This is a genomic window from Candidatus Nitrospira nitrosa (genome assembly GCF_001458735.1).
In the GTDB taxonomy this organism is placed as follows: Bacteria; Nitrospirota; Nitrospiria; order Nitrospirales; family Nitrospiraceae; genus Nitrospira_D; species Nitrospira_D nitrosa.
The window spans coordinates 1,072,903-1,099,239 of sequence record NZ_CZQA01000001.1; the positions used below are offsets into that span (position 1 = coordinate 1,072,903).

Genomic DNA, 26,337 nt, shown 5'->3' on the forward strand with positions numbered 1-26,337 from the left:
CTATAGGCTATGAGCGCCCTACCCATGACACGGAATATTTACACAGGAAAAGTCATCACGCTCAATGTGGACACCGTGCAGTTGCCGAACGGCGTCACGGTTGATCTTGAAACGATTCGCCATCCTGGGGCTGCTGCAGTGGTACCCGTCAAAGCCGATGGTACGGTCGTGTTGGTCCGGCAGTTCCGTCATGCCGCCGGCGGATTCATTTACGAAATTCCCGCCGGGAAGCTCGCTCCAGGCGAAGAGCCATTACAGTGTGCCGCACGAGAACTTGAAGAGGAAGTCGGCTATCGAGCCTCCACCTTTGAGCTGCTCTCCAGTATCTTCACGGCTCCGGGATTCGCCGATGAAGTGATTCATGTCTATCGCGCAACCGGCCTCACGAAGGGACGACAGCAACTGGATCGCGATGAAGTGTTGGATGTGATCGAGATGCCGCTTTCAGAAGCGATCACGAAAATTGCGGATGGGACCATTCGTGATGCTAAAACTATCGTGGGGTTACAGGCTGTTTATATCAAGGCGCAGCGCCGATGAGCTGTAATGGCATGACCTGGTAGCTCTCCCTCCTCTCGTCCATTTTCCAATCTCCGAAGATACTGAAGCAATCTCCCTTTACAATCAGCTGGTTCCGAAAATCCACCTACTGTGAAGCCGGATTCCTTCCCTTCCTGTAGCAAGACAGACTCTATTATCGCGATGGTAAGCCGTTCCTTACCGCATGCTCATGGACCACATTCACACTGCAGGATGAATCATGCTATGTTTCGCCGTTCACATATACCAGGAACACAGGGGATCACCCTGGACAGGCTCCGGACGAAACGGCTGAACCGGTCGATCGGGGAAGGATTGTACCAAGCGCCTCACGGCTTGATTTGCTGAACAACGCCCATAAGCGGGAAGGAGAACGGTGCCCATGTTGCTCACAGGAAAAAAAGGACTCATCATCGGTGTGGCCAATAAACACAGCATCGCCTGGGCCATTGCCCAATCTACTGCCGGACAAGGCGCCCAACTATTCTTTAACTATCAAAATGAACGCTTGAAACAGAATGTCGAAGAGCTGACGGCTACGTTGCCGGGCGCCAAGGCCTTTCCCTGTGATGTGAGTAATGACAATGAGATTACGGCTCTGATGCAGCAGGTGCAAAAAGAGTTCGGCCAAATCGATTTTCTTGTCCACTCGCTTGCCTTCGCGCCACGCGAAGAGCTGACCGGGCAATTTATCAACACCAGTCGGCAGGGGTTCGCGATGGCGCTCGACATCAGTGCGTATTCTCTGATTGCCGTTGCACGAGCCGCCTTGCCGTTGATGACCGCCGGGGGATCCATTGTGACATTGACCTATCTCGGCAGTGAGCGCGTCGTGCCCCACTACAATGTCATGGGTGTCGCCAAAGCCGCTCTCGAATCAGCCGTTCGCTATCTGGCCTACGATCTTGGGCCCCTGAATATTCGGGTTAATGCGATCTCTGCCGGCCCGATCAAGACATTGGCAGCTCGGGGCGTCTCGGGTATTACAAAGATGGTCGACCATCACAAGGAAGTGTCTCCCCTCCGGCGGCCAACCGAACAGGGTGATGTTGGGGATACAGCGTTGTTCTTGGTGAGCTCACTAGGCCGGGGAATCAGCGGTGAAGTGATTTATGTGGACGGAGGATTCAATATTCTTGGGATGGTCGCTCCGAGTGAGTAGCGCAGTGACGATCGTGATGCTCTGACTCTGAGGACCGACAAAGCATAAAGGGTGCTCCGGTCTCCGGATCAGCGAGGAAGAACTATAACTCCTCCATAAACAGCTCATTTCTGTTCAAGCCGTGAAGCATTGTGGATGTTGAAGTTCATATTATCAATGAGTTAAAGGTGCTATAGGCTATAGCCCAGTGGCATTGGGCTTGCTACTCTCACATCCGTTTCCCTGGCGGGGCAGTACATCACAGGAATCACATTGTATGAAGATTTTGTCGAAGGGGCTTATCGTCCTTATCGCGAGTGGAGCATGGCTGCTCCCCCTGACAGCTATGAGTCAACCCCCAGAGGGAACACTGTCAAAACAGGCGCTAGAGCAATGCAATCAAGGGAGACTGGCGAACGATCGAGACACACGCCTGGCCCATTTTCAGCAGGGTCAGCGGTTAGGGGAACAGGCGGTAGCGGCAGATGAAGGAAACGCTGATGCTCACTTTGCATTGTTCTGCAATCTAGGAGAATTGCTCCGTCTCGACGGTGAATCGCTCACGTCGGTCTTCGGGCTCCGCCGGATGATGAGGGAGTTGGATCGAACACTTGAGATCGTTCCCACCCATCTTGAAGCCCTTTCGGCTAAAGGGACGTTATTGGTTAAACTCCCCAGCCTATTGGGTGGAGATATGAAAAAAGGCGAGCGACTCTTGCAACAGGTCATTGATCAGGCTCCCAAGTCGGTCAACGCACGCCTCGCCCTTGCGAGAGTACGCTGTGAACGGGGACAGCATGACGAAGCCGCTACATTGGCCACCGTCGCCCTCGTCATTGCTCAGAAACAGAACCAGATGGACTTCATTCCGGAGGCGCAAGCGGTCCTCCAGCAGGCCAAGACCAGCGCGGCGAAGGGCAAGGATCAGCGGTCATAGCTCTTGATGAAATGGATTCTCTCCCTACTTCTGCCTATTTCAATCTGCGTTCGACTCCCACAAATTTTCGCGAGCATACCTCATCGCCCTAGAAAGTCTTGCATCAATCCGTGGGCCCCGCTCCCGCACGTTACCCACGGTAGCCAGGAGAAGAAGGGGGGACATTAGCATAGGGCAGAGGAAACCTCTTGAATAGGGAGGTGTCCGGTTTCCCAGCAGCAGGATTATAGCGGTGTGTTCTGCAAGCTCTCTCGAAGCAGTGGGGCGTGCAAGATTGTCGCTATCAGACAGACTATGAGCAAAGAAATCTAGTAAGTTTGTTAGCTGGCATTTCTTGTGTCATTCCCCTAGTGTATAATGAGCCTTCCTCACTAGCCAAGTAGTTGTCGGAAGAGTTGTGATGGGAGAAACAGATGACTCTCCATCCTGCCGTTGGAAGAGACAAGAAAGACCAAGGTGAATCGATCGGCACTCGTCAGTGCGCCGATCAGGACAAGGCACGGGTTGAAACAACGGCGCAACGTCTTGAACAGGCGCCCGGTCCAATGGGACACAAGAAAGCCGCGTCTCCGTTATTGCTTGTGAAGCAGTATGGGATCGCATTCGGCAGTATCGTCACCGCCATCCTCCTCCGCTTTATCGCGGAACCCTATATCGGCGATTCGCTGCCGTTTGTGACGTTTCTCCTTGCTGTTGTCGTCACGACATGGTGGGGAGGAGTAGGCCCGTCTCTCATGGCGCTGATTTTAGGCGGACTGCTGTGGAATTGGTTTTTTGTCAATCCACGTTACGCCTTCGGCATGGGCAACCATGTGGATCAAGCGGGAATGGCAATCTATCTGACTACAGGGGCGGCAGTAATTTGGTATGTTCAAATATGGCGATGGGCATGGAAGCAAAGCGAAGGAACGGGGAAAAGTTATATCGTGAAAGCGCATGGGGACGTTCCTCAAGCCCTTCAGTTCAGGCATAGATATCCTAATGGACAAATTGGTGTTGATGGCATGAATGAATCCGCGACAACAACGTCGTATCCACTCCTACCCCACACGAGTAAACTCCCGAGATGAGGCGTCCGTTGCTAGGGAAAGAGCGCACAGTTCGCGGTTATACGCCTCAGATCAATAAGCGGTCAGTCTAATACTCTCCTCAAAGCCTTAAGCCGTCCTTGCCGTTTCTTTGACTCAATGCGCCTATTTCGAGATCCTTTGGTCGGTCTGGTCGGTTTACGCTTCTTGCGTGGAATAGCGACCTGTTGAATGAGTGTTCTCAAACGGGTGAGAGCATCCGCGCGATTCTGCTCCTGTGTCCTATATTGCTGGGCCTTAATAGTGAGTACGCCATCGGCTGAGATCCGGTGATCGTGAAGGTTCAACAGAGCCTCTTTATAGAACGGCGGTAACGATGAGCTGCGAATATCAAACCGAAGATGGATGGCGGTGGACACCTTATTAACGTTCTGTCCTCCCGCGCCTTGCGATCGCACGGCATGGATTTCGATCTCGTGATCAGAAATCGCCAGAGTCGAGGAAATATGCAGCATGCTGAGTAGCTAGCATACTTGCGGCGTCGGTGCAACGTGCAGCATCTTAAGTCATCCTGCTAAGAGTGGTTGCGAAGGCGCAGTGGACGCAAAACACAGCCCACCACGCGGTGATGATCTTAGTCGACGTGTAGCTTCTTGTGAATTTCCACGGTGCGGAAATTGGTGTTTTGGGTGATACGGTTATTGTTCAATGCAAAAAACTTCTGGAGTTGTTGAATCTGGCTCGGCGCTACCTTCAGTGGCTCGGACATCACATACCAGCTCACTCCTTCACTGCATGGCGGCGTCGTCAAGGATCCTGCATAGGTAAAGACAGACTCGTTTTCTGTCGGAATCAACTTTGCCGGATCTAACGGGAGTCCGGAACCACCTGTATTATAGGTGTCGTGCTCTTGTGGAGTATTCTCGATGATGTTCATCAAAATGGGGTTCTCCGCAACGGAGCCATGTGATCCGTCTAGGAAGATTCCCAGCACGGCAAGTTTGCCGTCCTCACGTTGATGGACGAAATGCAGCTCCCCACTGTACTGGTGTCCGGCGGGATACTGGCCTTTTATGACACGGTGTTCACTGGGCGTGTGAAAGTGGAACTGAACGAGCGGATACACATCCTTTCCGATGAGCAGTTTACCGGGGTAGCCGGCTGAGAAAGAGACTTGTACTGCATGGCCTGTGTTCCTGAAAACATAGGCGTTGCCTTGGTCCTTCCCGATCGCCGCCCCTTCCGAGGTACTGACGGACTGAGTATACCGCACCGCTAGAGAATCGGCACGGTGCTCGGGTTCAGCGGCTGGGTTGTTGTCGGAATTCTTCGTGATGGGGTTAAGGCTGAGTGGAATCGGATTGGAGGTCAAGTTGATGGCGATCGGTGATTGATGAGACCCAATCGCGCACTCGGCATAGGGAAACTTAAATGCGGCTGAATTTGAGCTCGAGAGTCCCTCAACGGTGGCCCAGAACGTTCCATCATACCCCTGACCACCTTCCTGAGTCAGCGTGGAGTGGTCCCAATTACTTGCATGGGCTGGGCTCGACAATACGATCGACAGGATGCTGAGCGCGATAACTTTTATCGAATATGTCTTCATAGGATTTTACCTCGTCATGGTGACGTGATGAAGCGCGTGTGTTCAGAGAACATACAAACCCTTCAATGGTTTCCCCCTGGGCAGACCCAAGGCGCTATCATGGATAAACTGTCGTACGTTGTGCTCAACTCGAGATCCATGGAGAGAGGAGCATCGTGCTTGCGCGGCACACTGATGCACATCCCCGTGTCAACAAGTGTGTATCCGACAATCAGGGGCAGAGGATCCTGGCAGTATCGTACCCATATAAGAAGTTGGCAGTTGAGGGGAAGAGAGAGGCGACAGATTTTTAGGGGAAAATGGATAGATGGTGAGATGACATAAGAGAAAGAAGAACACGATACCATTCATTACAACCCTCCTTGGTTAATCGTGAACATCGCAGCGTACCAGTTAATGGATCGCCTACCGACTATCGCATCAATAATGTTTCATGAACTGTAGCCATAGCTCATCCTGCTGATAAACGAGGAGCGATTACGGCTTCTCGCCTTTAAGCAAACCATCTGCCAGACTACTTTGACGTTGCCCGTAAACAAAATTCGGTACAGACACTAGGAATGTCTGAATGTTAAAGTACCCGTTGATTTTGCAAAGGAATTACAGAAACAGTTTCTGCAGCTGCTAAGAAAAAGAGAGAAAAGGACGGTTGCTTTTTGAGAGCTGCGGAGAAATCTGGTGCAGAATCGCACGCCAATACCTGTGCGGATATCCATCAAGCTCTGTGCAACAGGATGCCCATAAGGGCTGTGTGATAAGAGCCGCAGGCACTGGGCCGTGGGTCATCCTTTACCGTTATGTCATTTTGTTCTGTCCATGAGAAGCTGGTCTTAGGGCATGCCTCCGGGAGGTAAAGTCGAGCCGGTTCTCTCACTGGATAAAACTCAAGAATTCAGATGAAGGAGGAATCATGCAGCCGGTAGTAGTCAATCATCGCGGGAGTCAATGTAAGTGGGGGCTGAGAGTTGCAATCGTGGCCTTTGGATGGAGTCTCTTGGCTGGAGGCGAAGCCTTTGCCCAGTCCCCTACAACATGTTAGCCAGGACTTTCGCTTGTGGTCACCCATTTTTATGACAGCGAAGCTTCCAAACTCGCTTCTGGCCCATTTGGAAGCCCAACCTCGTTTTGTAGATCTGGATGAGAACGGCCACATCGATCAGCTGAAGGACAGTCTTGGGCGAGGCAGTTACCTCTACTCTCAGGCCAACCAGCACGTATCCTGAGGCGAGGAAGACGTAGGGGGCTATCGTTTGGTTCGGGACAATCCTGCGGGATTATCCCGATACGTACAACCTAATGACTTGTGTGAGGAGGCACAATGCAGAGTGACACGCAAAATCATCGAATGTCTTGGTGGGGATGGCTGTTGGCAATAAGCGTGCTGGCCTGGAACCTGATCGGGAACGGCATAACGCCAGTGCAGGCATATGAACAATTGGGACCCAATACAAAGTCGGACTTCCGGCTTTGGGCACCCGTTTATCTAACCGTCAATCTTCCCAACCGGTTTCTTGCCTATATGGAGGTCAATACTCGCATTGGGGATGACGTCACTAATATTGATCAGCTGCTCCTTCGTCCAGCTATTGGCTATAAGCTGACAGACAACTTGTCCATCTGGCAGGGCTATGCCTGGGTTGGAAACTTTAATCAGCCGCACACTCCACCGCAGCCGTCCTTCATCGGGGAAAACCGCATCTTTCAGCAGGCGCTTTACAAACGGACTTTCTCAAACGTGAAGTTCTTAAGCCGCACCCGATTGGAAGAACGATGGATCGATCACGCTGCAGGCACTGCTGTGCGGTTCCGGGAACTACTCCGCGCGGATATTCCCATTCCGCAAGCTGAGGATTGGGCGTTCGTCGTCTTCGACGAAATTTTCATCAACCTCAATGCGGTCGGCACATTTGACGAGTTTCGACAAGGCCAAACCAAAGGGCCCGGTGCAGGAATCGACCAAAATCGATTCTTTCTTGGTATCAACAAGACTTTCAACGAGCACCTGAATGTCGATCTTGGCTATCAAAACCAGTTTCTCAATCAACGGCAGCTTCCTGGCAATGTTAACCTCATCAACCATGTATTTCTCATCCAATTTTGGATCACGCTGTAATCGGATTCCCATCGTATAAGGCTGGTCGGGAACACGGTTGGCCGGCCACGATGTGACAGACGCCTATCCGAGGGGGAAGGGTTCCCTCAGTAGGTATCGAATAGGTGCATGAAAACACCTTACGTCAGAATTCATGGGCGCATCAATCAAGTCTTGGGAAGTGGTGGTGTCTGGCGACAACGGCGAATTTCGTGTGAGCGATACGACAACATGAAGCCGATTATCCGCAGACCGACGGCTGGCCATAAGGTCAGCCGTCGGATGTCCCTTGATTGACGTAGGAGAGGAGGCCTACAGAAGTTCAGGAAGGCGGTCGATGATCCGAAGTCTCAGGTCCTGGCCAAGTTGGATCTGGACCATCTTAGTCGAAAGCTTCTCGCGCATCTGCCGGATTTCCTCAGCAGTGAATTGCACCTGCCCTCCGCATTGCTCGACTAGATGATAGATAAGCAAGGAGGTGAGGAGCTGTGCGTCCTCATCACTGGCATGACGGCTTAAGTTGAGGATCTGTGACATGCTGGGGCTCATCTCCGATTGATGTCCGGTACTTATCGCCGAGCCAGCGAGGCTTCCACAATGCCACAGAGGTAGGGGCTAGCGAGAAGGTTGTGAATTGTCCAATGTCATCTCCCCCTCAAGATAATGTCTTATCGTGCACCGGCACACACGCCGTGCGCTAATACACAGTCGCCAATGCGCATACACGCACACTGATCTTTCGTTATCTCGCGAGCATGAATATTGTTAAATAATTACAATATCTTAAGTGTGCAAGACATTTCGGTCCCATTGTTGCTGTAGTGCCAACCAAATGGATTGACGAGTTATGTTTGGGGGGTAAGCCATGGACGGCACTATAAGTTCTCTTCCTGCAGGTCAAGGTTCCACCTATCAAGAGTCACTACCCGGGGTATCTCTAACTGAGTCAGCTGCGTTCCAGGTTGAGTATGCGGGTCGAGATATTGCGGCAGGATTGATCACTGGCGTCATGGCCATTCCCCTCTCTGTTGGGATCGCCATGATGTCCGATTATCCCATCAAAGTCGGCCTTGCCACCGTAGCCTTTGCTTGCCTGATTGGGTGGGTGAACGCCTGGATCCGCCCGGGCAACTATATCGGGTGTCCTGGTATTGCCGCGGGATTGGCGCCGGTATTGGCGATGGGAGTGACGAGTTTTGGAATGGAAAACATGGCCTTTGTAATCTTCCTGACGGCCGTCATGCAGGCGGTCATCTGGAAATTCAACTGGCAGCGATACATCCTGCGGGCCGTACCAGCCTACCTTGTGGAAGGACTCCTTGCGGGTATCGGCTTAAAGATTGCGCTGAAATTCTTTGACTTTACCTACGAGCTTCCCGCTGAATTAGTCACTGTGGATACGTTCTTTAATGGGGCACGCATTCAGATGATGCTCATTTCCTTGGCTGGACTTGCGGGATTTGTCTATCTGTTCACCAAGTTTCGATACATTCAACCGGCGGTTCCGTATTTCGTCATTATTACAGCAGGTGTGATGCTTGCTCAATTCATTCACGTACCTATGTTGCACGTGGAAGATGTCCCCTTATCCTTGGCGCTTCCTATCCCCCACTTCGACAGTGCACTGACCTGGGTTTATGCAGTTGGTTTTGCAGCGATGTTGGCGATCATCGACGTGATTGAGCAAGTCATGAGCAATGCCGCTATTCAGAAGATCGATCCGCTTAGGCGAGCGTGCAATAGTAATAACAGCTTGTTAGCCATTTGGATCGCCAATATTGGATCAAGCGTCTTCGGGGGCATGACGAACTTAGACGGGTTGGCCAAGAGCACCACCAATCGATTGGCCGGTGCTTACACAAAGTTTTCCGTTCTGATTGTCGGCTTCGTGGTGACCTTCTTCGTGATCAATCCTGAATATCTGGAGTTACTACCGAAGTTTGCGGTAGCCATCGTTATGATGTTTACCGGATGGAAAATGATCGCAGGCCTCATGCATGTGACTCACCATGGCCCATATGCCATGGTGTTAGCCATTCTGACGGGCGCCCTAGTGTACAAAGTAGGAATATTTGAAGGTCTCCTGATTGCGATGGCCGTGCATGGGGCCGTGCATTACCTGGTCTATACCCAGATCAATAAACAGCCTGCCAAAGAAGTGATCAGCAACTACTTTATAGGTCTGAAGAATATTGAGACACAGTTCTGACAGGGAGTTATCAGGACGCCTTAATTGATAATAGACCTCACACGGCAGAATCCTCCGCCGAATCCTCCCCGCCTCACATGAGGTGGGGGTCTCGCTCTAGATTCCCTTCACATACACGTGTGAGAAAACGGTTTCGAGAGGGTGCCCCCGCCATCCATTTATCGCACTTCTTATCAAATTCTCATCTAGATCTCATACGATTCATATATTCATCAGTTAAGAATGTATCAGTTCATTTAGAGAAGGGCCGATCTATTCCCCGCACTCAGCAGCTTACGGGCAGGGTTATGCGGATCGGGAGGCCCACCCATACACCATCAAAGGTTAAAGGACTGATGCTTCATCCCCGGGAGACATTGTGTATGTTTCAGAGCGCCGACTCAACGGCCCACCGAGTCACTTCTTCGTCGCGTTCGCTGTATTTGTACCTTGGAAATTCGACTCCAGCACGAAGCGTTTATGCAACGGTTGGATCGGTCGCACATTATCGTGTCCCACGAGGGTGCGGAACTTCTTAATCTGTTCGGCGGAGACTTCGATGGAGTCCTGCATAACTATCCAGGCAACGCCTTCAGAGCAGGGTGGGGTGGTAAAGGATCCGGAATAGAGGTAGTAAGACTTTCGTTCAGGAAGGAGGTTGATCGGATTCACGGCATGATTACGATCATCGTTTATTTCGCCGGCCTTGGCAGGGGCATGTTCCAGAAAGGCCTCGAAAAATGGATTGTGCTTCCCCTCCTCCATGAAAACGGCGACCACCGCGGTCTCATGCCGCTCGTTGTGATGCACCAGATGCAGCTCCATCGGGTAGTGCCGATGATCAATGGTGTGTTCGCTCGGAGTATGGAAATGAAACTGTTCAAGCAGGTAGAGGTCATCATCGAACACGATAGTGCTGTCCTTATCAAACTGGAGTGGCGTCTGCCCATGCTTAGGGTACCGCGACTGGACCGTTTCCGAAAGCGGTTCAACTTCTTGCAACGTATGTCCGTTGTTGACTACATGGAACGGAGCGTCTCGATAAGAAAATTGGACGTCGTCGAGCGTCGTCTTTCGGGTGCGTAACAGATCAATCGGTGATTGGTTCATGCCCTTCTCACAGAGGGAAGAATCCGGCCCAAGCTTTCCCCAATGAAGCGGTCCATGATCTCCGTCATAGCCCCATGTGCCATGCCCGGATTCTCCTGCATGCAGAAGAGACGGAAGCGACAAGACAAGGGTTATCGTTAAGCCACGAATCACGGTTCTCGTCACAGACTTGTTGAGCGATAGGGGAACTGGGACTGCTGGGTTCCACAATGCGAATGACTCCATGATCTATTCCTCCCTTAACCAAGGTATTACTTATCTGTGACAGCTTTGATCTATCTACAACTAGGTATAAAACCTAAAACGAGACGGTCGTTTTCGGATGGGCGCAGTTCTCTCTACTACCGTATACAACGAGCGATGCCGCACAATGTACACAGTGCGATTTCTAAAAATCAAGGGGGGTCTCATCAAATACCTCTCTTACCATTGTCGTTAAATTCTCATATAAAACCAATTGTTTAGGCATTGGAAACTTCCTCGAAGGTAGGGTGCGTATCTTGCTCAAGGTAGAGCTATCAGTGTTTTGTGAGAGAAGTTCGCGAGCAGGTAATAGCCTTCATGATGGCTGTTCGAATCAGCGGGTAAAAGCCACTGTCCGGTTCGTCAGTGGACGAAGCTCGGCTATCGACGATAGTCGTAATGAAAGCGCAGTTGAAGCGCACGAAAACGTGACCTTCATTAATGACCGGCAGTTGCCGTCGCTGCACAGAGCTGGAATCTCGCGAGGGTAAGTTGGTAGTCAGGCTCGGGTGAGAAAGAGGAACCATGCATCATTTGATGAAAGCAATGCTTCTTGTCGCAGTATTGCTCGTCCTCCAGGCCTGTGGGACCACGGTCCACCAAGGTCAACGCGGTGTACGCTCCAATTTACTAACCGGTGGACAAACTAACGAAACACTCAAGAGCGGATTCTATTGGCGTGCGCCATGGAACCAAATCGATGTCTACAACGTGAAATGGCGCAGTTATGTCGAGACTGCTGAGGCCCTAAGCTCAGACGGACTGCCGGTCATCATCAAGACCATCATACTTATAAGACCGACTCCCGACGAATTGCCTATCCTGGCCAAGAACATCGGACCTGATTTTTATCCTCGTGTTGCCAAACCAGAGCTGCTGGCCGCTGTCCGGAGTGCTGTTTCCAAGTATCCCATGGTTACTGTCCTGGAGCACAGTTCTGAAATCGCAAACATGGTCGAGGCGGTCATGGTGAACAAACTGAAAGCTCGTCATCTCCAGGTAGCAAGCGTTGCCATGCTGGCGGATATCGAACTGGTCAAAGTCGGGCCGGTCGCCGTCGAGTACAGGCAAGCTAAGGAGCAGGAGAGGGAACCAAAAGAGTTTGAGCTCATCACCGCTGAGGCGGAGAATGCTCGTCGTCGTGCTATAGGTGAGAACCATTCTCTTCGCATTCGGTCCGACGAGTGGAGCCGAAAGACTGGTCATTTGCTCAACCGGTAAGGCCAAGGTAGGAGAAATCAACACTCGGACGCTGATCCCCGAGTAAATCCAGTTTTATCACTCCCATAGTTTAAGGGTTAATGGGAAAATCTTAAAAACGAATACCAGTTTAACCAGGGAGCGGGTACCACATATTCCTAGGAAGAGGACGTTAGACACTCATCGAGTATGCGCATTGGCTATCCATAAGATCAACGATAGGTTTCCAAATGGATACATGTCGAGAGCGACAGAGGAGCAACGGACCTTCTCTCGTAAAGAAAATATAGGGGAGCCCTTATCCACAGGTGGGTAAGGTGATGACAGTAAGGAACTAACAGATTAATGGTCAGGCAAGCTGCTTACGGTGTACTCGAAATCTGCCGAATCATGGTGTGCCGCATAATCTTGAATTATTCCGCATCCAGGATGAGCGGCCGCAGGAATCACTTGAAGGTCTCCTAAGTGCGATGGCAACGCATGACCCGATCTCAATAGGCAGGTCAAGAAGCAACTGGTGACAGCCATCGTCAATAAACGATTAACTTTATGTGAAAGGGTGCCGCGTACAAATTACGACCCTCTTCTGTGGTGTAAAAAGACTCTGCAGAAGATCAGCTAGAACCGATGGATAACCCCCACGCCGACATTCGTATTGTGGTCGACACGCTGAAAGGCGTTCACCCCACGATTCGCCCTCTGAACACTTAACGTCAGGGCAGTCTGATCCGTCAACTGGTAGAGGAGCCTTCCAGTTCCTTGATAAATGTTCTCATGTTGTCCGTTTCGTTCATCGTCCGGGAGTCCGCTCGTCCAATTGTTCCGCTCATAGTGGAAGTCGAGCTCTACCTCCAGGTGCGGCATCAGTTCAGCATCCAAACCAGCTGCGAAGAAGTGATGGACATATGAGTTATCTTCTTCAGGTTCAATGGCATGGCGACCGCTACCCATTCCGCGCTCATACTGATATCCAGCGAAAAGCCGTAGATGCTCTGATGCATGCCAATAGAGATGGGGACCAATCGTCCAAAACGTGGTATTACGCCGGGCAAAGGCGTCATTGTAGAGTCGTTTACCCACTCGGCCTTGAAGCCTGATCTCCCAATGCTCGGAGAGTCGCTGTTCAAGCCTGATATACCCCACATGGGAGGTCACCCGCTCTCTTGCCTCTACCTCTGGTTCCGCTCGGCTGACTTCACTGGTCCCGAGTAATTGATCCGGGGCTCCGAAATAACGAAGTCGGATGGCTGTATTGGGATTGAATGCGTGCAAAGCTTCGATGGCAACGCTCGCCTGGTTCCATTCGGGATTAACGGCAAAAATAAACCCCTGAGGTTTGATCGAAAAGACGGTTCGGCCAAGCCCTGTCGTGATCGATTTGGAAACCAGGAAGCCTGGCTCGAAGACCATATCGGAGCCAAGCCCTGTGCGAGTCACGTCTAGGACTGGTTGGGATGGATCACCATCGAGGCCAGAGCGCCGGGTAGCCGAAAACAGCGCTACGTCATCCGTATAGAAAATTGTCCCACTTCCCGAAACCGACCATTCGGCCAAGGCCTGAGTCGTCTCGGCCAGTGAAAACATCACGATCAGGAACAGAGCCCTCAACCACATAACGGCTTTTCCTTTCCATTGCTTTTTCTAGGAAGAGTGACCGGCTTGTCAGCCCTACCGGTTCAAGCCAGTTTTAAGAGGCTGCTTTAAAACGGTTTCTACTGAACTGGGTAGCTTGGGCGTTGAAGGCGGAATGACAGGACACCCTGGAATGGTGGGCGGAACCACGTAACAAGTCCAACCCACCGGCTAAATAATCAAAGGCAATAAACGCTACCGGGCAGGAACTCTGCCTCAGCCTTCAACGGTACTTACCTAAACCAACAGGACTACGGTTAGGAACAAGACCCTCAACAGCATCGCACTTCCTTTCTTCCACCACAGTGAATGTCCGCGCGTGCCGCACAGATTACCGATAGCGTCATTCGTCAATCCCTTGGCTATTCATGCTCTGTGAACCTGTGTGGTGAGGGAGCGGTTGAGAAGGAGCCGGAACCGGCAGGGGAAGCACAACATTGTTCAGTTCCATTTGAAATGTTCCAGACTCTGTAGTTTCCACCACTCACGCATTGAACGATGCCTACTATGCCAAAAGCGTCAAATAGGAATCAATAAAAATGAGCTGTTTCGCACTTCTCGCGCAGTGCGCCAACGCACTTTTTACAATCGATGTGCGATAGCGAACAGGGCAATGTACCTGCAAAAGAGAAAAATGGATGCATTGCCAACATCATTTCCGGCATTACGCACCGTCACGTCTGTGCGAATTCGCTCCTTTGCTCTTAGCGCACAGGATGCCGAGAAAGCCAAGCATAGCCTTAGATCGAGAAGAGTGGATGGGGATCACCATTGTAAACGTTTGGATTTATTCAAAAAGGTCACAAACGTTCATGGGGCCGGTCTGCTAGGCAAACACTTTGCACAGGACATAGGCAAATGCTGAAGATGTCATAAAAGAAGAGATTTGAAACGCAGTGGGATTCTGTGGCGAGCAATACGTTATGGCACCGACACCCTCAGGGACAACGGCTCCCCGACGCACCGGCAACGGGCAGCCACACAAGACAACACCATCCGAGCCTGCTGAAGGTATGACCCTATGAATAAACTCGTCCAAATTGCCTTAAAAAAACCCTACACCTTTGTGGTTCTGGCCATCCTCATTGTCGTGTTTGGAGTCATGACAGTTATCCATGCCCCGACCGACGTCTTCCCCAATATCCAGATGCCCGTCAGTTCGGTCGTCTGGCTCTATGATGGGTTGATGCCGCAGGAAACCGAGGGGCGGGTCACGCGAGTGTTCGAACAAATGTTGACCCAGACGGTGGAAGGCATCAAGACCATCGTGAGTACGTCGTACTTCGGCCACTCCATTATCAATATCTTTCTCCAGGATGGAGTCGACCTAGCCGGGAGCGAGGCCGATATCGTGGGTATCTCGCAAACGTCAGTCAAAGCGCTTCCGCCGGATGTCGCTGCACCCATGGTGATGCGGCTGTTTCCCTCTCAAGTGCCGGTCGCCGTCTTGCAAGTTGAGTCTGAAGTAGAAACGCCGGCAGAGCTCTATAACTTATGTGTGATGCGGATTCGCCCCATGCTCGTCACGATCCCCGGTGCGATCCTGCCGCACCCTTACGGTGGTCAGGACATGCAGGTCATGATCAACGTTGATCAAGACAAATTGCGGGCTCGTCACCTCACCACAGAGGATGTGCACCAAGCGATTGAGAAACAGAATCTCGTGCTGCCGGGCGGTGATATGAAGATCAAGGAGACCGACTGGCTGGTGCTGACGAACGCCTCTCCGCTCAAGATTGAAGAGTTCGACGACATTCCGATCAAGCGGGAAGGAAACTCCTTCATCCATCTCCGCGATGTCGCCACGGTCCGTCTGGCTGGGCGGGTACAAACGAACTCCGTGTTGGTCGACGGGAAGCAGGCCGTCATTGTCGTCGTCATGAAGAGCAGTGAAGCGTCGACTATCGATATCGTGGACGGTATCCGAAAAATGATTCCGCGTATTCAGGAGGTGGTGCCTGCTGATGTAAAAGTGAGTTTGCTGAGCGATTCCTCGGTCTTTGTGCGGGATGCCATCGCAGACGTGGTCCATGAAATGGTGATTGCCGCGGCCCTCGTGGGCTTCATCGTCTTGCTCATGCTCGGCTCATGGCGGCCCACCGTCATCGTGCTGACTTCGATTCCGCTCTCCATTCTCAGTTCCATTATCTGTCTCCATCTCCTTGAGCAATCCATCAATATCATGACACTCGGTGGGCTCGCGTTGGCCGTGGGCATTCTCGTCGATAATGCGGCAGTCATGATCGAAAATATCGACACGCATCTTGCGATGGGTAAACCGTTGGAGGAGGCGATCATCGACGCGGCTAACCAGATCATTCTTCCGACGTTCGTGGCCACACTAGCTATCTCCATAGTCTGGGTTCCGTTATTCCACTTAACCGGTATTGCCGGATGGATCTTCCCGGCCATGGCCGAGGCGGTCGTTTTCGCGATGCTGGCTTCCTTTATTCTGACGTACACCCTGGTCCCGACCATGGCGAAGTATGTACTGAAGGCTCACCATGCGAGTGGGCCAGGGGGCGGGGTGTTTGCGCGTTTCCAGCATGGATTTCAAGAAGCGTTCGAACGCTTCCGGGATCGATACACTGTGCTGCTTGAGCAAGCGGTGGCGCATCGGGTGGGCTTCGTGGCGATCTCTGTAGCGGTTTCACTCGTATCTCTTGTGTTGTTTGCGTTCGAAGGGCAGGAGTTTTTCCCTCAGATCAAAGGGGGATTGTTACAGATGCACATGCGGGCGCCTCTCGGCCTACGCATTGAGGCCGCAGGTCGAGTGGCTTCACTCGTCTCGAACGACATTCGGGAGATGTTGCCGGGTAATGTGGATGCGGTCGTCAGCAATTGCGGCCTCCCGGTCGGCGCCCACAACCTCGCCTTTATTCCAACTCCGACGATCGGCACTCAGGATTGTGATCTCACCATCACGCTGAAGGATGAAAAGTCTCCGGTCTGGGACATTCGGAATACGCTCCGTAAAGGATTGTCAGAACGCTATCCAGGAACAGAATTCACATTTCAGCCGGCCGACCTGAGCGATAAGATTTTGAACTTCGGCTCTCTCGCACCGATCGACCTGCAAATTAACGGCCCTGATCTCTATGCCAATTATGAGTACGCCCAAAAATTGGCCGGGAAATTCCGGCAAATTCCGGGAGCTGCCGATGTCTATATCTATCAGACGATGTTTCAGCCGACCATTCTGGTTGAAGGGGACCGAAGATTCGCGCTTGGCCTGAATCTGAACCAACGAGATTTCGGCTTCAATATGCTCTTGGCAACAGCCGGCAGCCAGCAAATCGACCAGAAATATTGGCTTGATCGCTCGACCCAACAGTCCTATCGGCTCAATGTCTATACGCCCCAGCCACAGCTGGCGAGCATCGGAGATCTCCAGACCATCCCGGTAGCCCCAGAAGAGCGGGAAGCGTCAGACGGTGGGGAAGCGAAGCTGCATTTGCTCGGCAATGTCACCAAGCTGTCCTTGATCGGCACGCCAGGTGTCGTGACCCATCGCAATCTCCTCCCCATGATTGATGTGTTGGTATCGGCGGAGGGACGAGATCTCGGCGGGGTTTTGGAGGATGTGAAGCATATTGCAGAAAGCATGAAGGCCGAACTGCCGCGCGGTGCGGAAGTAGAAGTCCATGGCCAAGCCGAGGTCATGCACGACGCCTTTGTCGAACTCGGCGGTGGTCTGCTTATTGCGATTGTGCTGGTGTATCTCTTGATCGTCGTCAATTTCCAATCCTGGCTCGACCCCTTCATTATCGTCACGGCTTTGGTGGGCGCCTTCGCTGGTATCGCATGGTCGCTGTTCGTGACTCACACCTATATTTCCGTACCGGCCTTGACAGGCGCGATCATGACGATGGGTACGGCGACGGCCAATTCAATTCTTCTTGTTTCATACGCCCGTGAAAGGCTTGCAGTTCACGGTGATGCGCTGCGAGCTGCGGTTGAGGCGGGGAAGGGCCGTATCCGCCCGGTGCTTATGACCGCTGCCGCGATGATTTTCGGTATGCTCCCAATGGCTATGGCTAATTCTCAGAACGCACCGCTGGGTCGAGCCGTCATGGGCGGCTTAACAGTTGCAACTCTGTTCACCCTGTTTTTCGTGCCCTGCATCTACGCCATCATTTATCACCGTCGAACGGTTCTCCAAAAGGAGCATGCCTAATATGAATAAGCTAGGTGGAAAAGTCCTTCTCATACTTGTCATCGTTGGGTTTCTTGCCATCCTATTTTACCGTATCAATGAGGGCCAGCACGAAGCGGTTGCTCTACAGAAGAGCGCGGTGGAAACCGGCATTACCCCAGTGGCCCTCACCCGGGCCAAGGTGGTAGACCCAAGCGAGTCGATTACGCTTCCCGGAAATATCGTGGGTTGGTACGAAGCGCCTATCTACGCGCGTGTCGAAGGCTATGTGCAGGCTTGGCACAAGGACTATGGAGACATCGTCAAGAAAGGCGATGTGCTTGCCGAAATCACCACGCCGGATCTCGATGCCGAGTATAGACAGGCACATGCTGATCTCGAATCCGAGCGTGCGAGAAATGCCTTGGCTCAACTGACCGCCCAACGCTACGTCGCGATGCGAGAACACCAGGCGCTCTCTGAACAAGCCATCTCTGTCCAGCTTGCCGAGGCCCAGGCGGCGGCTGCGAAGGTCAAGGCCGCCGAACAAAAGGTGAAGAACATCGAGGCCTTCATCGGCTTTAAAAAGATCACGGCCCCGTTCGACGGAGTCGTCACTCAACGAAACATCAATGTCGGTGACCTGGTGAGTAAGGAGGGGAATCTCAGCGGAACCGATTCCAAGAATAACCTTTTTACTGTAGCCGAGGTAGATAAGCTCCGTCTCTTTGTGAACGTGCCGGAGACCTTCGGGCCTTTCCTCGCCTCTGGCTTGACGGCCAACGTGACGGTTCCCCAACTTCCCAGTCGTCATTTTAATTTCAAGTTTCTCACCGTCGCGAAGGGGTTTGATGTGAACACCCGCACGGCGGTGACGGTCTTCACCATCGACAATAAGGATCGGGCCCTCTGGCCAGGTTCCTATGCCAGCGTTCACCTCACCGCCCCGGTTGACAGAAAAGTCATGACCATACCGACGAGTGCACTAGTGTTCCAAGAACACGGGACCCAAGTGGCTGTGGTGGTAGACGAGGACCGTCTCCATTTCCAACCAATTACGGTTGCCAAGATCTATGACAATTTCATCGAAGTGTCCGAAGGGCTCAGCGTGAGCGATCGGATCGTCAACAACCCCAGTGCAGCATTGCTCGAAGGTGACAAGGTACGGGTCGTCACTCCGGTAGCCGGCTATGATGTCGTGGGTACCCAAGCCAAGGCACCGGAGCCGACGGACTCAAAACACTGACCCTCAACAACATAACGGCAGTTATCTTATGAAAAATCAAAGTTATCGCCATCCGTTTGCCAACGAACAGACCCTGACGCGCGTAGTTCTTTCTTGGTTTGGGAGCAGTACTGTCCTGCTGGCGATCTTGAGTCTGCCAGCCTGTGGCTGGTTTCCGGCCGTCAACCTTGCGCCGAAGTATGAGCCGCCTCAATACGTCGTTCCGGATTCTTGGCAGGGGGCGAGTCCCTTTGTCGTAGCCAAACCGTCCGATGAAGCACTTCGTCCGGATTGGTGGAAACTGTACGACGATCCGGTGCTCGATCGGCTCATTGACCAGGCCCTGGCGGCCAACCCTGATCTGCAGGCAGCCGCCGAACGGTTTGTCCAAGCTCGGGATATTATGATGGCGGCGAGGTCCGAGTATTTCCCACGGCTCGGCCTTGAGATGGGGGCTTCTCACAATAGGCAATCGTTCGATCGGTTATTCCGTCCAGAGAACAGTCCACTTCAATCCAGCACCGTGGAACCAGGAGGCATCGCGTCCTGGGAACCTGATTTTTGGTCGCGCCTCCGGAATGCCGCTCAGGCAGAGATCTACCGCGCAGAAGAGCGCGCGGCGGAATATGGCCTTGCTAGGCTCAGTCTGCAGGCCGAGATAGCGGCAAATTACTTTACGGTCCGTGGCTTCGATGCACAGACGGCAATTTACAAGCAGTCCATTGATCTCTATAAAGACACGCTCAATGTCGTCAAGACCCAGTTTGCCGGCAAGATTGCCTCGGCACTTGATGTGGCTCGTGTCGAGTCATTGCTCTACGGAACAGAGTCGCGATTGGCGAGAATCGAAGGCCAACGCCAAATCGCCGAACAAGCCATCGCCGTTTTGATCAACTTGACGCCGGATAGCTTCAAGCTCGAACCATTGGATGAACTTCGAGTTGCCAAATTCGGCATACCCACCACGCTCCCAGCTACCTTGCTGGAGCGCCGGCCGGATGTAGCCATGATGGAGCGGCGCATGGCGGAAGCGAACCGCGTCATTGGGATTGCGAGAGCGGCTTTTTTCCCAAATGTTTCGTTCAGGCTCAGCGGGGGATTTGAAGAGAAGGGCCTAGACCTCATTAAAATTGCCAACAGTTTCTGGTCATATGGGGCGGCCTTTGAGTTGCCACTATTCCAGAGTGGGTATCGTCGAGCCCAATTGCAACAGTCTTGGTCTGCCTATCGTGAAACAGAAGATCTGTACCGCATGACCGTCCTAAAGGCCTTTCGGGAGGTTGCGAACAACTTGACTATGACGAACCGATTAACGGTGGCAGCAGATCGGCAAGATGCAGCCGTCGGGGCGAATTTCAAAACGCAAAATCTTACGATGCAGCTCTATCGTGGCGGCTTGGCCAACAGTTTAGAAGTGATTTATGCCCAGCTTGCCACGCTGGAGGCTCGTATCAGCTCGGTTGAGGTTAAAACGGAACTGCTGAAGTCATCCGTTGAGCTCGTCCGTGCGTTTGGCGGCGGATGGAATCGAAATCAATTACCGACTGATGACCAGATTCAGCCGTTTGGCCTGCTCCAATACTCCGACCTCGATAAGCCCAATCCAGTGGGGGGGATCGACGTCAATGTTGGTGAAGCGGCGAAGCCCTACAACGATCTGACAGCTCCCAAGGCTCCGACGACATCCGGGAGCAAGCCGTGAATGCACTATCGTGTTATGTGATAACTGGTGGCCTGGTCATGAGGCCGAGATTCGGAAAGGGGACTATTTCACACCCGGACAAAGCTGTGGTGCACGTATGTCGCAGGCAACCACATACGTGAAGTCTGGGAGAAACGAGTAACATGACGAAGATGAAATGGCTTGTGGGGCTTGTCGTGATCCCGCTTATTGTCCCGTCTTGGTTTCCGATGCAGGGATGGGCGGCGGACATACGTGGTTTGTCTCCGGAAGTGGTTGCAGACTATATTCATGCAGTTGTGGAAAGCCATCGGGCGTTCTACACGGCTCATGTCGTGGCCTCCCTGGAGGAGCAGGACGCAGCCAAGGCAAGTGGTGAATGGCGCGATCAGAAAAAAGCCATCCCATTGCCTGTTCAGATCGTGAATGAGACCAGCCAAATGTTCACGACTCAATCCACGGGACTTCGATACCAATTGATCAGTCTGTGGCCGATTAATCGGAAAAATAGTCCCCGTGACCAGATCGATAAGACCAGTCTGGAAACCGTCAGGGCCAAACCAGAACGTCCGGTTACACGTACCGTCAAGATCGATGGTCAGTCATATTTTCGCGCCATTTATGCCGATATCGCGCTCAGTCCAACCTGTGTGGCCTGTCATAACAGCCATCCGGATAGTCCGAAAAAGGATTACCAAATTGGTGACGTGATGGGTGGCTTAGTCATCGAGTTTCCAGTGGGCAGTCGGTAAATCACCCTGGAGAATCCTGGCGGGGGTGCCGCATTGTCGGTTTTCAAGTGAACCAAGCCTGCGATACCCTCCGCTAATTCGATCCCCTTGAACAAGTGAGGGTTCGAATTCCAGTAATCAGATCCAATGACTCGGTCATGGCATCATGGTGTATCCAAGAATCCTCAGTAGTCCGCGTGTCCCCTAAGCGAGTTTGCATTATATATTGATGAATGATGTGCGGAGTGCCTCCCTATTTTTGTTTGAAATGCGTCGTGCGTCAATGGCAATTTGATCTCAACGACAAAATCGGGATTCGTCATCTGCTGATCGTTACCAGATTTAGATATGAATGCAGGTTAGAACATTGGCAGGCAAACGAACGTTGAATAATCACCGACCAGCAGCCCACCGTTTGTCACATCGGCAGTAGATGTAGCGTTCCCTCCACGAAGGAACAGAGATCTCACTGATACGCTAGAGATCACGACGAGCCGTACCCGACACCAGGTAGTTCGGGGCCGAGGCCTAACCGACCACCCTGGTGAAGAAGCCATTCATCCATTTGGCAAATAAGCACGGGGGCTGGCTGACACTAGGGGCGCTTCTGAGTTGATACGCGCCTAATGAAGTTTGTTAGGGTGTGGTAAAGCCAGCAGAGTGGCCGGGAGCACAACCACTTCGCTCATTGCCGATCTAGGCTGTCTGGCGGCAAGGCCATTAACCCGATCAGCCCAGTAATGCCTCCACGGGAATACCGGCGAGCGGAAAGTTACCATCAGAGATCAATCCCCATGGGCATCAAATCACTTCCCGACAAGGAAAGGAAAACAGTTTGAAGGGGATCGGTCGCCCTTGTGTATTCTGTAGCCGCTCTGCGTGAAACGTCTTCAAGTCGCTGATGGTTTGGTCAACTTGCGTATCTGGGAGTACGGCAAAGATGATGGAGTTTCTTCCGGGATAGAAGAATGACCCGACTACATTTCCGGTCTCTCCTTTTCCCGTAGCATTCTCGATAACAGTATAATGATCAATACCACTTTTACGCATCATTTCTTCGAGATCACCCGTCATTGATGAACGATACACGATTAATAGTGCAACCATAAATAGTCCTTATCCTCTAGAAAGTGAATTCCGTTATGATTTGCTCCAATCAATAGGCCAACCTCGCCGTGAAATCTGAAGCAATTGGAAATTTAGATTCAGACACACCCAGGGCACCACACCTCTTTTCATCATATCTGTACGCTCATCAACGCGAGAACGGAGCTTGCTGAAATCCTACATTCCATTATGGTGGTGAGGTCAATTCCGTTCCTTGCGTTCTAAACGTTAATAACAACGGGCTCGTTGTGGATGAACTCAGCTCCGTCACCATTGGATGCACTAGTCGATCACTCACGAAGGTTTGAAGATCGTTCTCGGCAAGGGCGTGCTGATCAATGACATGGCGAACAATGGATCCATCAAAGAAGCCCGCTTTCGTACGGAGTTCCCACATCCCAAGGTAAGTACAGGCTTGCGAACTGACAGTAAACGTCGCTGGTAACGCTGCTTGCCAGATCCCCAATGCCGTATCGAAGCTCAACGCTGTGAGCTCGTAAGAACCGGTTGGCAATTTCACCGCGAAGGGTCCGTCCTTGGGGAGAGAATCGATTACGAATTCCTTTCCCGACTTCTGATCCTTCAGTCGCCACTGCATGTGGAATGAAGTACGAAACAGTTGCCTTGGAGACGTGAACGCGTCGCCATTACTGTCGGTGATGTGGATACGGCCAAGTACCAAACCCTCGTCAGGTCTTAGTGAATCGTTCGTCCCCGGCGTCATCGGTGTGAGCACAGCCGCACAACCCAGCACGACATTCAACATGAGAAATAGGGGAACCAACGCAATCCCACCTATGCAACTCGCTTGTGTTCTTCGGTCTCTCCGTTCTGTCCTAGTCGCCAGGCGTAACATGATAAACCCTCTCTTTCCTCAGAAAATCGTTGCTACAGTACAGACGAATTTCTGTTCGAGGGATCGTCCGCCACGGGAGGTCGGACGACCAGTTGCTTTTATTTTCTCTCGAGAGCCCCGGTATTGACTGAGAGGGAGCAAGAAGTGAGCCGCTCAACCGAATAGTCTTTACGCGTCGATCATACTGATTTGAATGACAAAGGTTTGGATATATCGATGGATGATGAATCAGTATGTCCCGAATCAATCAGTATCATTGCGTCCCAACTGTCAGGTGCACAGTGCGTTGAGTGCGCATGCGCTCAGTCAGATGCTTTTGTTTATTGCATTCTTGCCTCATGCGGTTAGGTTCGAGCTCCTTGTGCGCTGCCTGCACAGTAATGGCGGCATCATCGGAATGAGTGTAGAAGGAAAGGAGCTTACGGGTGATCTCAGTAGAGTTCACTCAGCATCGGCAGCAGGAAACCTGCCTGGCGTATCGAGGCCCTAGCGAGGGTAAATTGAGGGTGTTGCAATACAGCAACCGCAGAAATACAGCTTATTCCGATGATAATCCTGCTGTACTCAGAGCATATTTCAATGGAACTAGGGGATTACCTTACGTGAGAAGGTAGAATACTTGAAGCCGAGCATCCTATGATGAACCGTAAAATGTATACAATTGTTATGTCTATTGAAATTGACCCAAGCAGACTCATTTGACGGGACCACATTACGAGCGTATTCGCACTCATGGCGCGGTGCGTTTTAGCACATTAATGATGCCCACGGTGTTATGGAATCCGTAAACCATCATGGTGATCATGAATTCGTCTCGGACCTTCTGAATTGAGCGCACCTAACGATGGGATCAGGGAGGTAGTCCACTTTGAGCTGGAATAGTGGACCCTGGCATTACATATGCTTTTGTTAAGAAGAGAGGGAGAGGGACTGTCCTCATTCGTGGCGAGAGTGGGCTCTGGGCTGTAATTTCGGTGAAAGGAAAATCCACAAGTTCTATTACAAAATTAATGGACAGTCTCAGACGGAGTGGAGAAGCTCCAAGTGTTGCCTCATATAAGGGAGAAATAGTCCATTGGAAAAGACCCTACACCCGAGAAGCGAAAAACCGCCAAACGGGATTCCTGGCCTAAAATATTGGCGCTATGATCTTCTCGCGGGGTTACAGGTCTCGTTACTGGCCTTACCACTATCACTTGGTATCGCACTCGCTTCGGGAGCTCCACCCGTAGCAGCGATGATATCGGCCATCATTGCGGGCTTCGCCTTTCCGTTGCTCGGAGGGACGTATATCACGATTGGTGGGCCAGCGGTGGGTCTAGCGCCTGCGTCCCTGGCCGGAATATTTATCCTAGGGCAAGGAAATGTGGACGCGGGATATCCTCTCTTTCTTGTGGCCGTCTGTCTCTCCGGAGCCATTCAGGTCCTCCTGAGTAGATTCGACATCGGTCGCCTAGCAATGTATTTCCCGAGTTCTGTGCTGCAAGGGATGTTAATGGCTATTGGTATACTCATTATCATCCAACAAACTCCTGCTCTCCTTGGGCACTCAGGCTTTTCTTATACGAGGGACATTTCAGAAGCCCTCCATCGTCTCCCTGAACAAATCTCAGACCTTAATGTCCATGTGTCTAGTATCGGAGTCATCGGACTCATTATTCTCTTCCTCCTCAACAGTTCCCTCTTCAATAAGTATCCGTGGGTTAGGACCCAATCCCCACTGCTGGTGGTTTTATGGGGGGTAGTGGCTGGATCGGCGATGCAGATACCTAACGAGAACCTGATCTCTGTCCCGAATGAGATCTTGACCCAAGGAGTTCAGTTTCCACAATTCGCCGCTGTGTGGGCACGGCCGGAATTATGGTTTGCTCTCTTCACAACGGTTATCATCCTGACACTGATCAATGCCACTGAGTCACTTGCGACGATTCGTGCGATCGATAAGATTGATCCCTTCAAGAGGAGGTCGAATCCTAATGCCACTCTGTGTACGGTGGGCGTATCTACCATGCTTTCAGGGCTCGCCGGAGGACTCATGATCATCCCCGGTGGAATCAAAAGCACGGCAAACGTCTTTGCTGGGGGAAGAACGTTGTGGGCGAACGCATACTATGCCGGGTTTATGGCAATGTTCCTATGGATTGGGCCCGAACTGATCAATCGGATTCCTGTCACGGTCTTGGCCGCCTTACTCATTTTCATTGGCTGGCGACTCTGCGCTCCAATCGTCTTCTTCCGTTTGTGGGCGATCGGGAGAGAGCAGATCCTGATTGCCGGGGCTTGCGTGATAGGGACCATCGTCACATCCAACCTCTTGTTGGGCGTGCTACTCGGAGTTGCGGCGAAGATTATGCTTCTGTGTCGCGATGTGTTAGTGGGGTTGACTCTGGACCGACGATTCCGCGCCGTCCAGAACGAATCCCTCCCATCTGCCCTCATGGGTTCCATCAAGGAACTGTTCCGTGATCCCGTCATTCGAATCGGGGATGGTCGTGCGGGGCCGGAAAGTACGCTTGTGGTGACGGAATCAGGTGGGCATATGAAACATCCGTATAAGATTTACCTTTCATCGGTTAGCTGCATGAACGTCATGAAGCTTGAGGAGCGACTTGAGCTTCTCTTGACACAGACGCAGGCACAACACACGTTTCTCCTTATCTTTCGAGGGTATGTCGTCGACCATACGGCGATGGAGTATGTGCATTATTTCAGGGAGCGCTGTCGTCAGACCGGTCATAGGTGCATTATTCTGGGTAATGAACGGTTTGTTGCCCATTCAAAACACGCACTGGCCTATCGAGTGACGCAGATGCATGACAGCATGGCGTATGTGTGAGACGACGAGAGCGATTCTGAAATGGTTCGGGCTTAGGGCACTGGGTGGA

20 protein-coding genes are annotated in these 26,337 nt (G+C 52.0%); 13 read left to right on the top strand and 7 right to left on the bottom strand.

What is annotated here, in order from left to right; all coding sequences use genetic code 11:
- Positions 1–24: 24 nt before the first annotated feature.
- The 4 genes from COMA1_RS05125 (at position 25) to COMA1_RS05140 (ending at position 3,688) form a co-directional block, all read left to right on the top strand.
- Entirely contained in the window at positions 25–540 is a 516-nt protein-coding gene (locus COMA1_RS05125; protein ID WP_090744703.1) for an NUDIX domain-containing protein, read from the top strand.
- A gap of 382 nt (positions 541–922) precedes the next feature.
- Entirely contained in the window at positions 923–1,702 is a 780-nt protein-coding gene (locus COMA1_RS05130) for an enoyl-ACP reductase FabI (protein ID WP_090744707.1), read from the top strand.
- A gap of 256 nt (positions 1,703–1,958) precedes the next feature.
- Positions 1,959–2,618, top strand: coding sequence for a tetratricopeptide repeat protein (locus tag COMA1_RS05135; RefSeq protein ID WP_090744710.1), 660 nt, complete (start codon positions 1,959–1,961; stop codon positions 2,616–2,618).
- A 413-nt stretch (positions 2,619–3,031) separates the two neighbouring features.
- Positions 3,032–3,688: a DUF4118 domain-containing protein gene (locus COMA1_RS05140; protein ID WP_090744713.1), complete on the top strand. Its 657-nt coding sequence runs from the start codon at positions 3,032–3,034 to the stop codon at positions 3,686–3,688.
- A gap of 62 nt (positions 3,689–3,750) precedes the next feature.
- On the opposite strand, the gene arfB is transcribed toward COMA1_RS05140, so the two are convergent.
- Together arfB and COMA1_RS05150 are read right to left on the bottom strand one after the other, a co-directional pair.
- Positions 3,751–4,161 carry an alternative ribosome rescue aminoacyl-tRNA hydrolase ArfB gene (gene arfB / locus COMA1_RS05145; RefSeq protein WP_090744716.1) on the bottom strand — a complete coding sequence of 137 codons (411 nt, stop codon included), beginning with the start codon at positions 4,159–4,161 and terminating at the stop codon, positions 3,751–3,753.
- Between the two features lie 119 nt (positions 4,162–4,280).
- Positions 4,281–5,252, bottom strand: a complete 972-nt coding sequence (locus COMA1_RS05150) for a carbonic anhydrase family protein (protein WP_090744719.1) — start codon at positions 5,250–5,252, stop codon at positions 4,281–4,283.
- Between the two features lie 1,318 nt (positions 5,253–6,570).
- Here COMA1_RS05150 and COMA1_RS05155 point away from each other — a divergent pair.
- Positions 6,571–7,365, top strand: coding sequence for a DUF2490 domain-containing protein (locus COMA1_RS05155; protein ID WP_090744722.1), 795 nt, complete (start codon positions 6,571–6,573; stop codon positions 7,363–7,365).
- A 108-nt stretch (positions 7,366–7,473) separates the two neighbouring features.
- On the top strand, positions 7,474–7,641 hold the full coding sequence (locus COMA1_RS21000; RefSeq protein WP_176697865.1) for a hypothetical protein: 168 nt from the start codon (positions 7,474–7,476) through the stop codon (positions 7,639–7,641).
- Between the two features lie 15 nt (positions 7,642–7,656).
- Here COMA1_RS21000 and COMA1_RS05160 read toward each other — a convergent pair whose 3' ends face one another.
- Complete coding sequence (locus tag COMA1_RS05160; RefSeq protein ID WP_090744725.1) at positions 7,657–7,881, bottom strand: hypothetical protein; 225 nt, start codon at positions 7,879–7,881, stop codon at positions 7,657–7,659.
- 328 nt (positions 7,882–8,209) lie between these two features.
- Between COMA1_RS05160 and COMA1_RS05165 the strand changes: the two genes are divergently transcribed.
- Positions 8,210–9,553, top strand: a complete 1,344-nt coding sequence (locus tag COMA1_RS05165; protein WP_090744727.1) for a SulP family inorganic anion transporter — start codon at positions 8,210–8,212, stop codon at positions 9,551–9,553.
- 396 nt (positions 9,554–9,949) lie between these two features.
- Here the strand turns inward: COMA1_RS05165 and COMA1_RS05170 are convergent, their stop codons facing one another.
- A complete protein-coding gene (locus tag COMA1_RS05170; protein WP_090744730.1) occupies positions 9,950–10,867 on the bottom strand; it encodes a carbonic anhydrase in 918 nt (305 codons plus the stop codon).
- 555 nt (positions 10,868–11,422) lie between these two features.
- On the opposite strand from COMA1_RS05170, the gene COMA1_RS05175 reads away from it, so the two are divergent.
- Entirely contained in the window at positions 11,423–12,106 is a 684-nt protein-coding gene (locus tag COMA1_RS05175) for a prohibitin family protein (protein ID WP_176697866.1), read from the top strand.
- Between the two features lie 597 nt (positions 12,107–12,703).
- On the opposite strand, the gene COMA1_RS05180 is transcribed toward COMA1_RS05175, so the two are convergent.
- A complete protein-coding gene (locus tag COMA1_RS05180) occupies positions 12,704–13,699 on the bottom strand; it encodes a TonB-dependent receptor (protein ID WP_090744735.1) in 996 nt (331 codons plus the stop codon).
- Between the two features lie 1,039 nt (positions 13,700–14,738).
- Here COMA1_RS05180 and COMA1_RS05185 point away from each other — a divergent pair.
- The 4 genes from COMA1_RS05185 to COMA1_RS05200 all read left to right on the top strand — a co-directional run bounded on the left by COMA1_RS05185 (position 14,739) and on the right by COMA1_RS05200 (position 21,510).
- A complete protein-coding gene (locus COMA1_RS05185; protein ID WP_090744738.1) occupies positions 14,739–17,894 on the top strand; it encodes an efflux RND transporter permease subunit in 3,156 nt (1,051 codons plus the stop codon).
- Between the two features lies 1 nt (position 17,895).
- Positions 17,896–19,098, top strand: a complete 1,203-nt coding sequence (locus tag COMA1_RS05190; protein ID WP_218055306.1) for an efflux RND transporter periplasmic adaptor subunit — start codon at positions 17,896–17,898, stop codon at positions 19,096–19,098.
- A gap of 28 nt (positions 19,099–19,126) precedes the next feature.
- Positions 19,127–20,779, top strand: a complete 1,653-nt coding sequence (locus tag COMA1_RS05195) for an efflux transporter outer membrane subunit (protein ID WP_090744744.1) — start codon at positions 19,127–19,129, stop codon at positions 20,777–20,779.
- Positions 20,780–20,922: 143 nt separating this feature from the next.
- Positions 20,923–21,510 carry a Tll0287-like domain-containing protein gene (locus tag COMA1_RS05200; RefSeq protein ID WP_090744747.1) on the top strand — a complete coding sequence of 196 codons (588 nt, stop codon included), beginning with the start codon at positions 20,923–20,925 and terminating at the stop codon, positions 21,508–21,510.
- 780 nt (positions 21,511–22,290) lie between these two features.
- Here COMA1_RS05200 and COMA1_RS05205 read toward each other — a convergent pair.
- Positions 22,291–22,596, bottom strand: coding sequence for a PG0541 family transporter-associated protein (locus COMA1_RS05205; protein WP_090744750.1), 306 nt, complete (start codon positions 22,594–22,596; stop codon positions 22,291–22,293).
- Positions 22,597–22,783: 187 nt separating this feature from the next.
- Complete coding sequence (locus tag COMA1_RS05210; RefSeq protein WP_141654227.1) at positions 22,784–23,452, bottom strand: hypothetical protein; 669 nt, start codon at positions 23,450–23,452, stop codon at positions 22,784–22,786.
- A 1,075-nt stretch (positions 23,453–24,527) separates the two neighbouring features.
- Between COMA1_RS05210 and COMA1_RS05215 the strand changes: the two genes are divergently transcribed.
- Positions 24,528–26,288, top strand: coding sequence for a SulP family inorganic anion transporter (locus COMA1_RS05215; protein WP_090744755.1), 1,761 nt, complete (start codon positions 24,528–24,530; stop codon positions 26,286–26,288).
- Positions 26,289–26,337 lie beyond the last annotated feature (49 nt).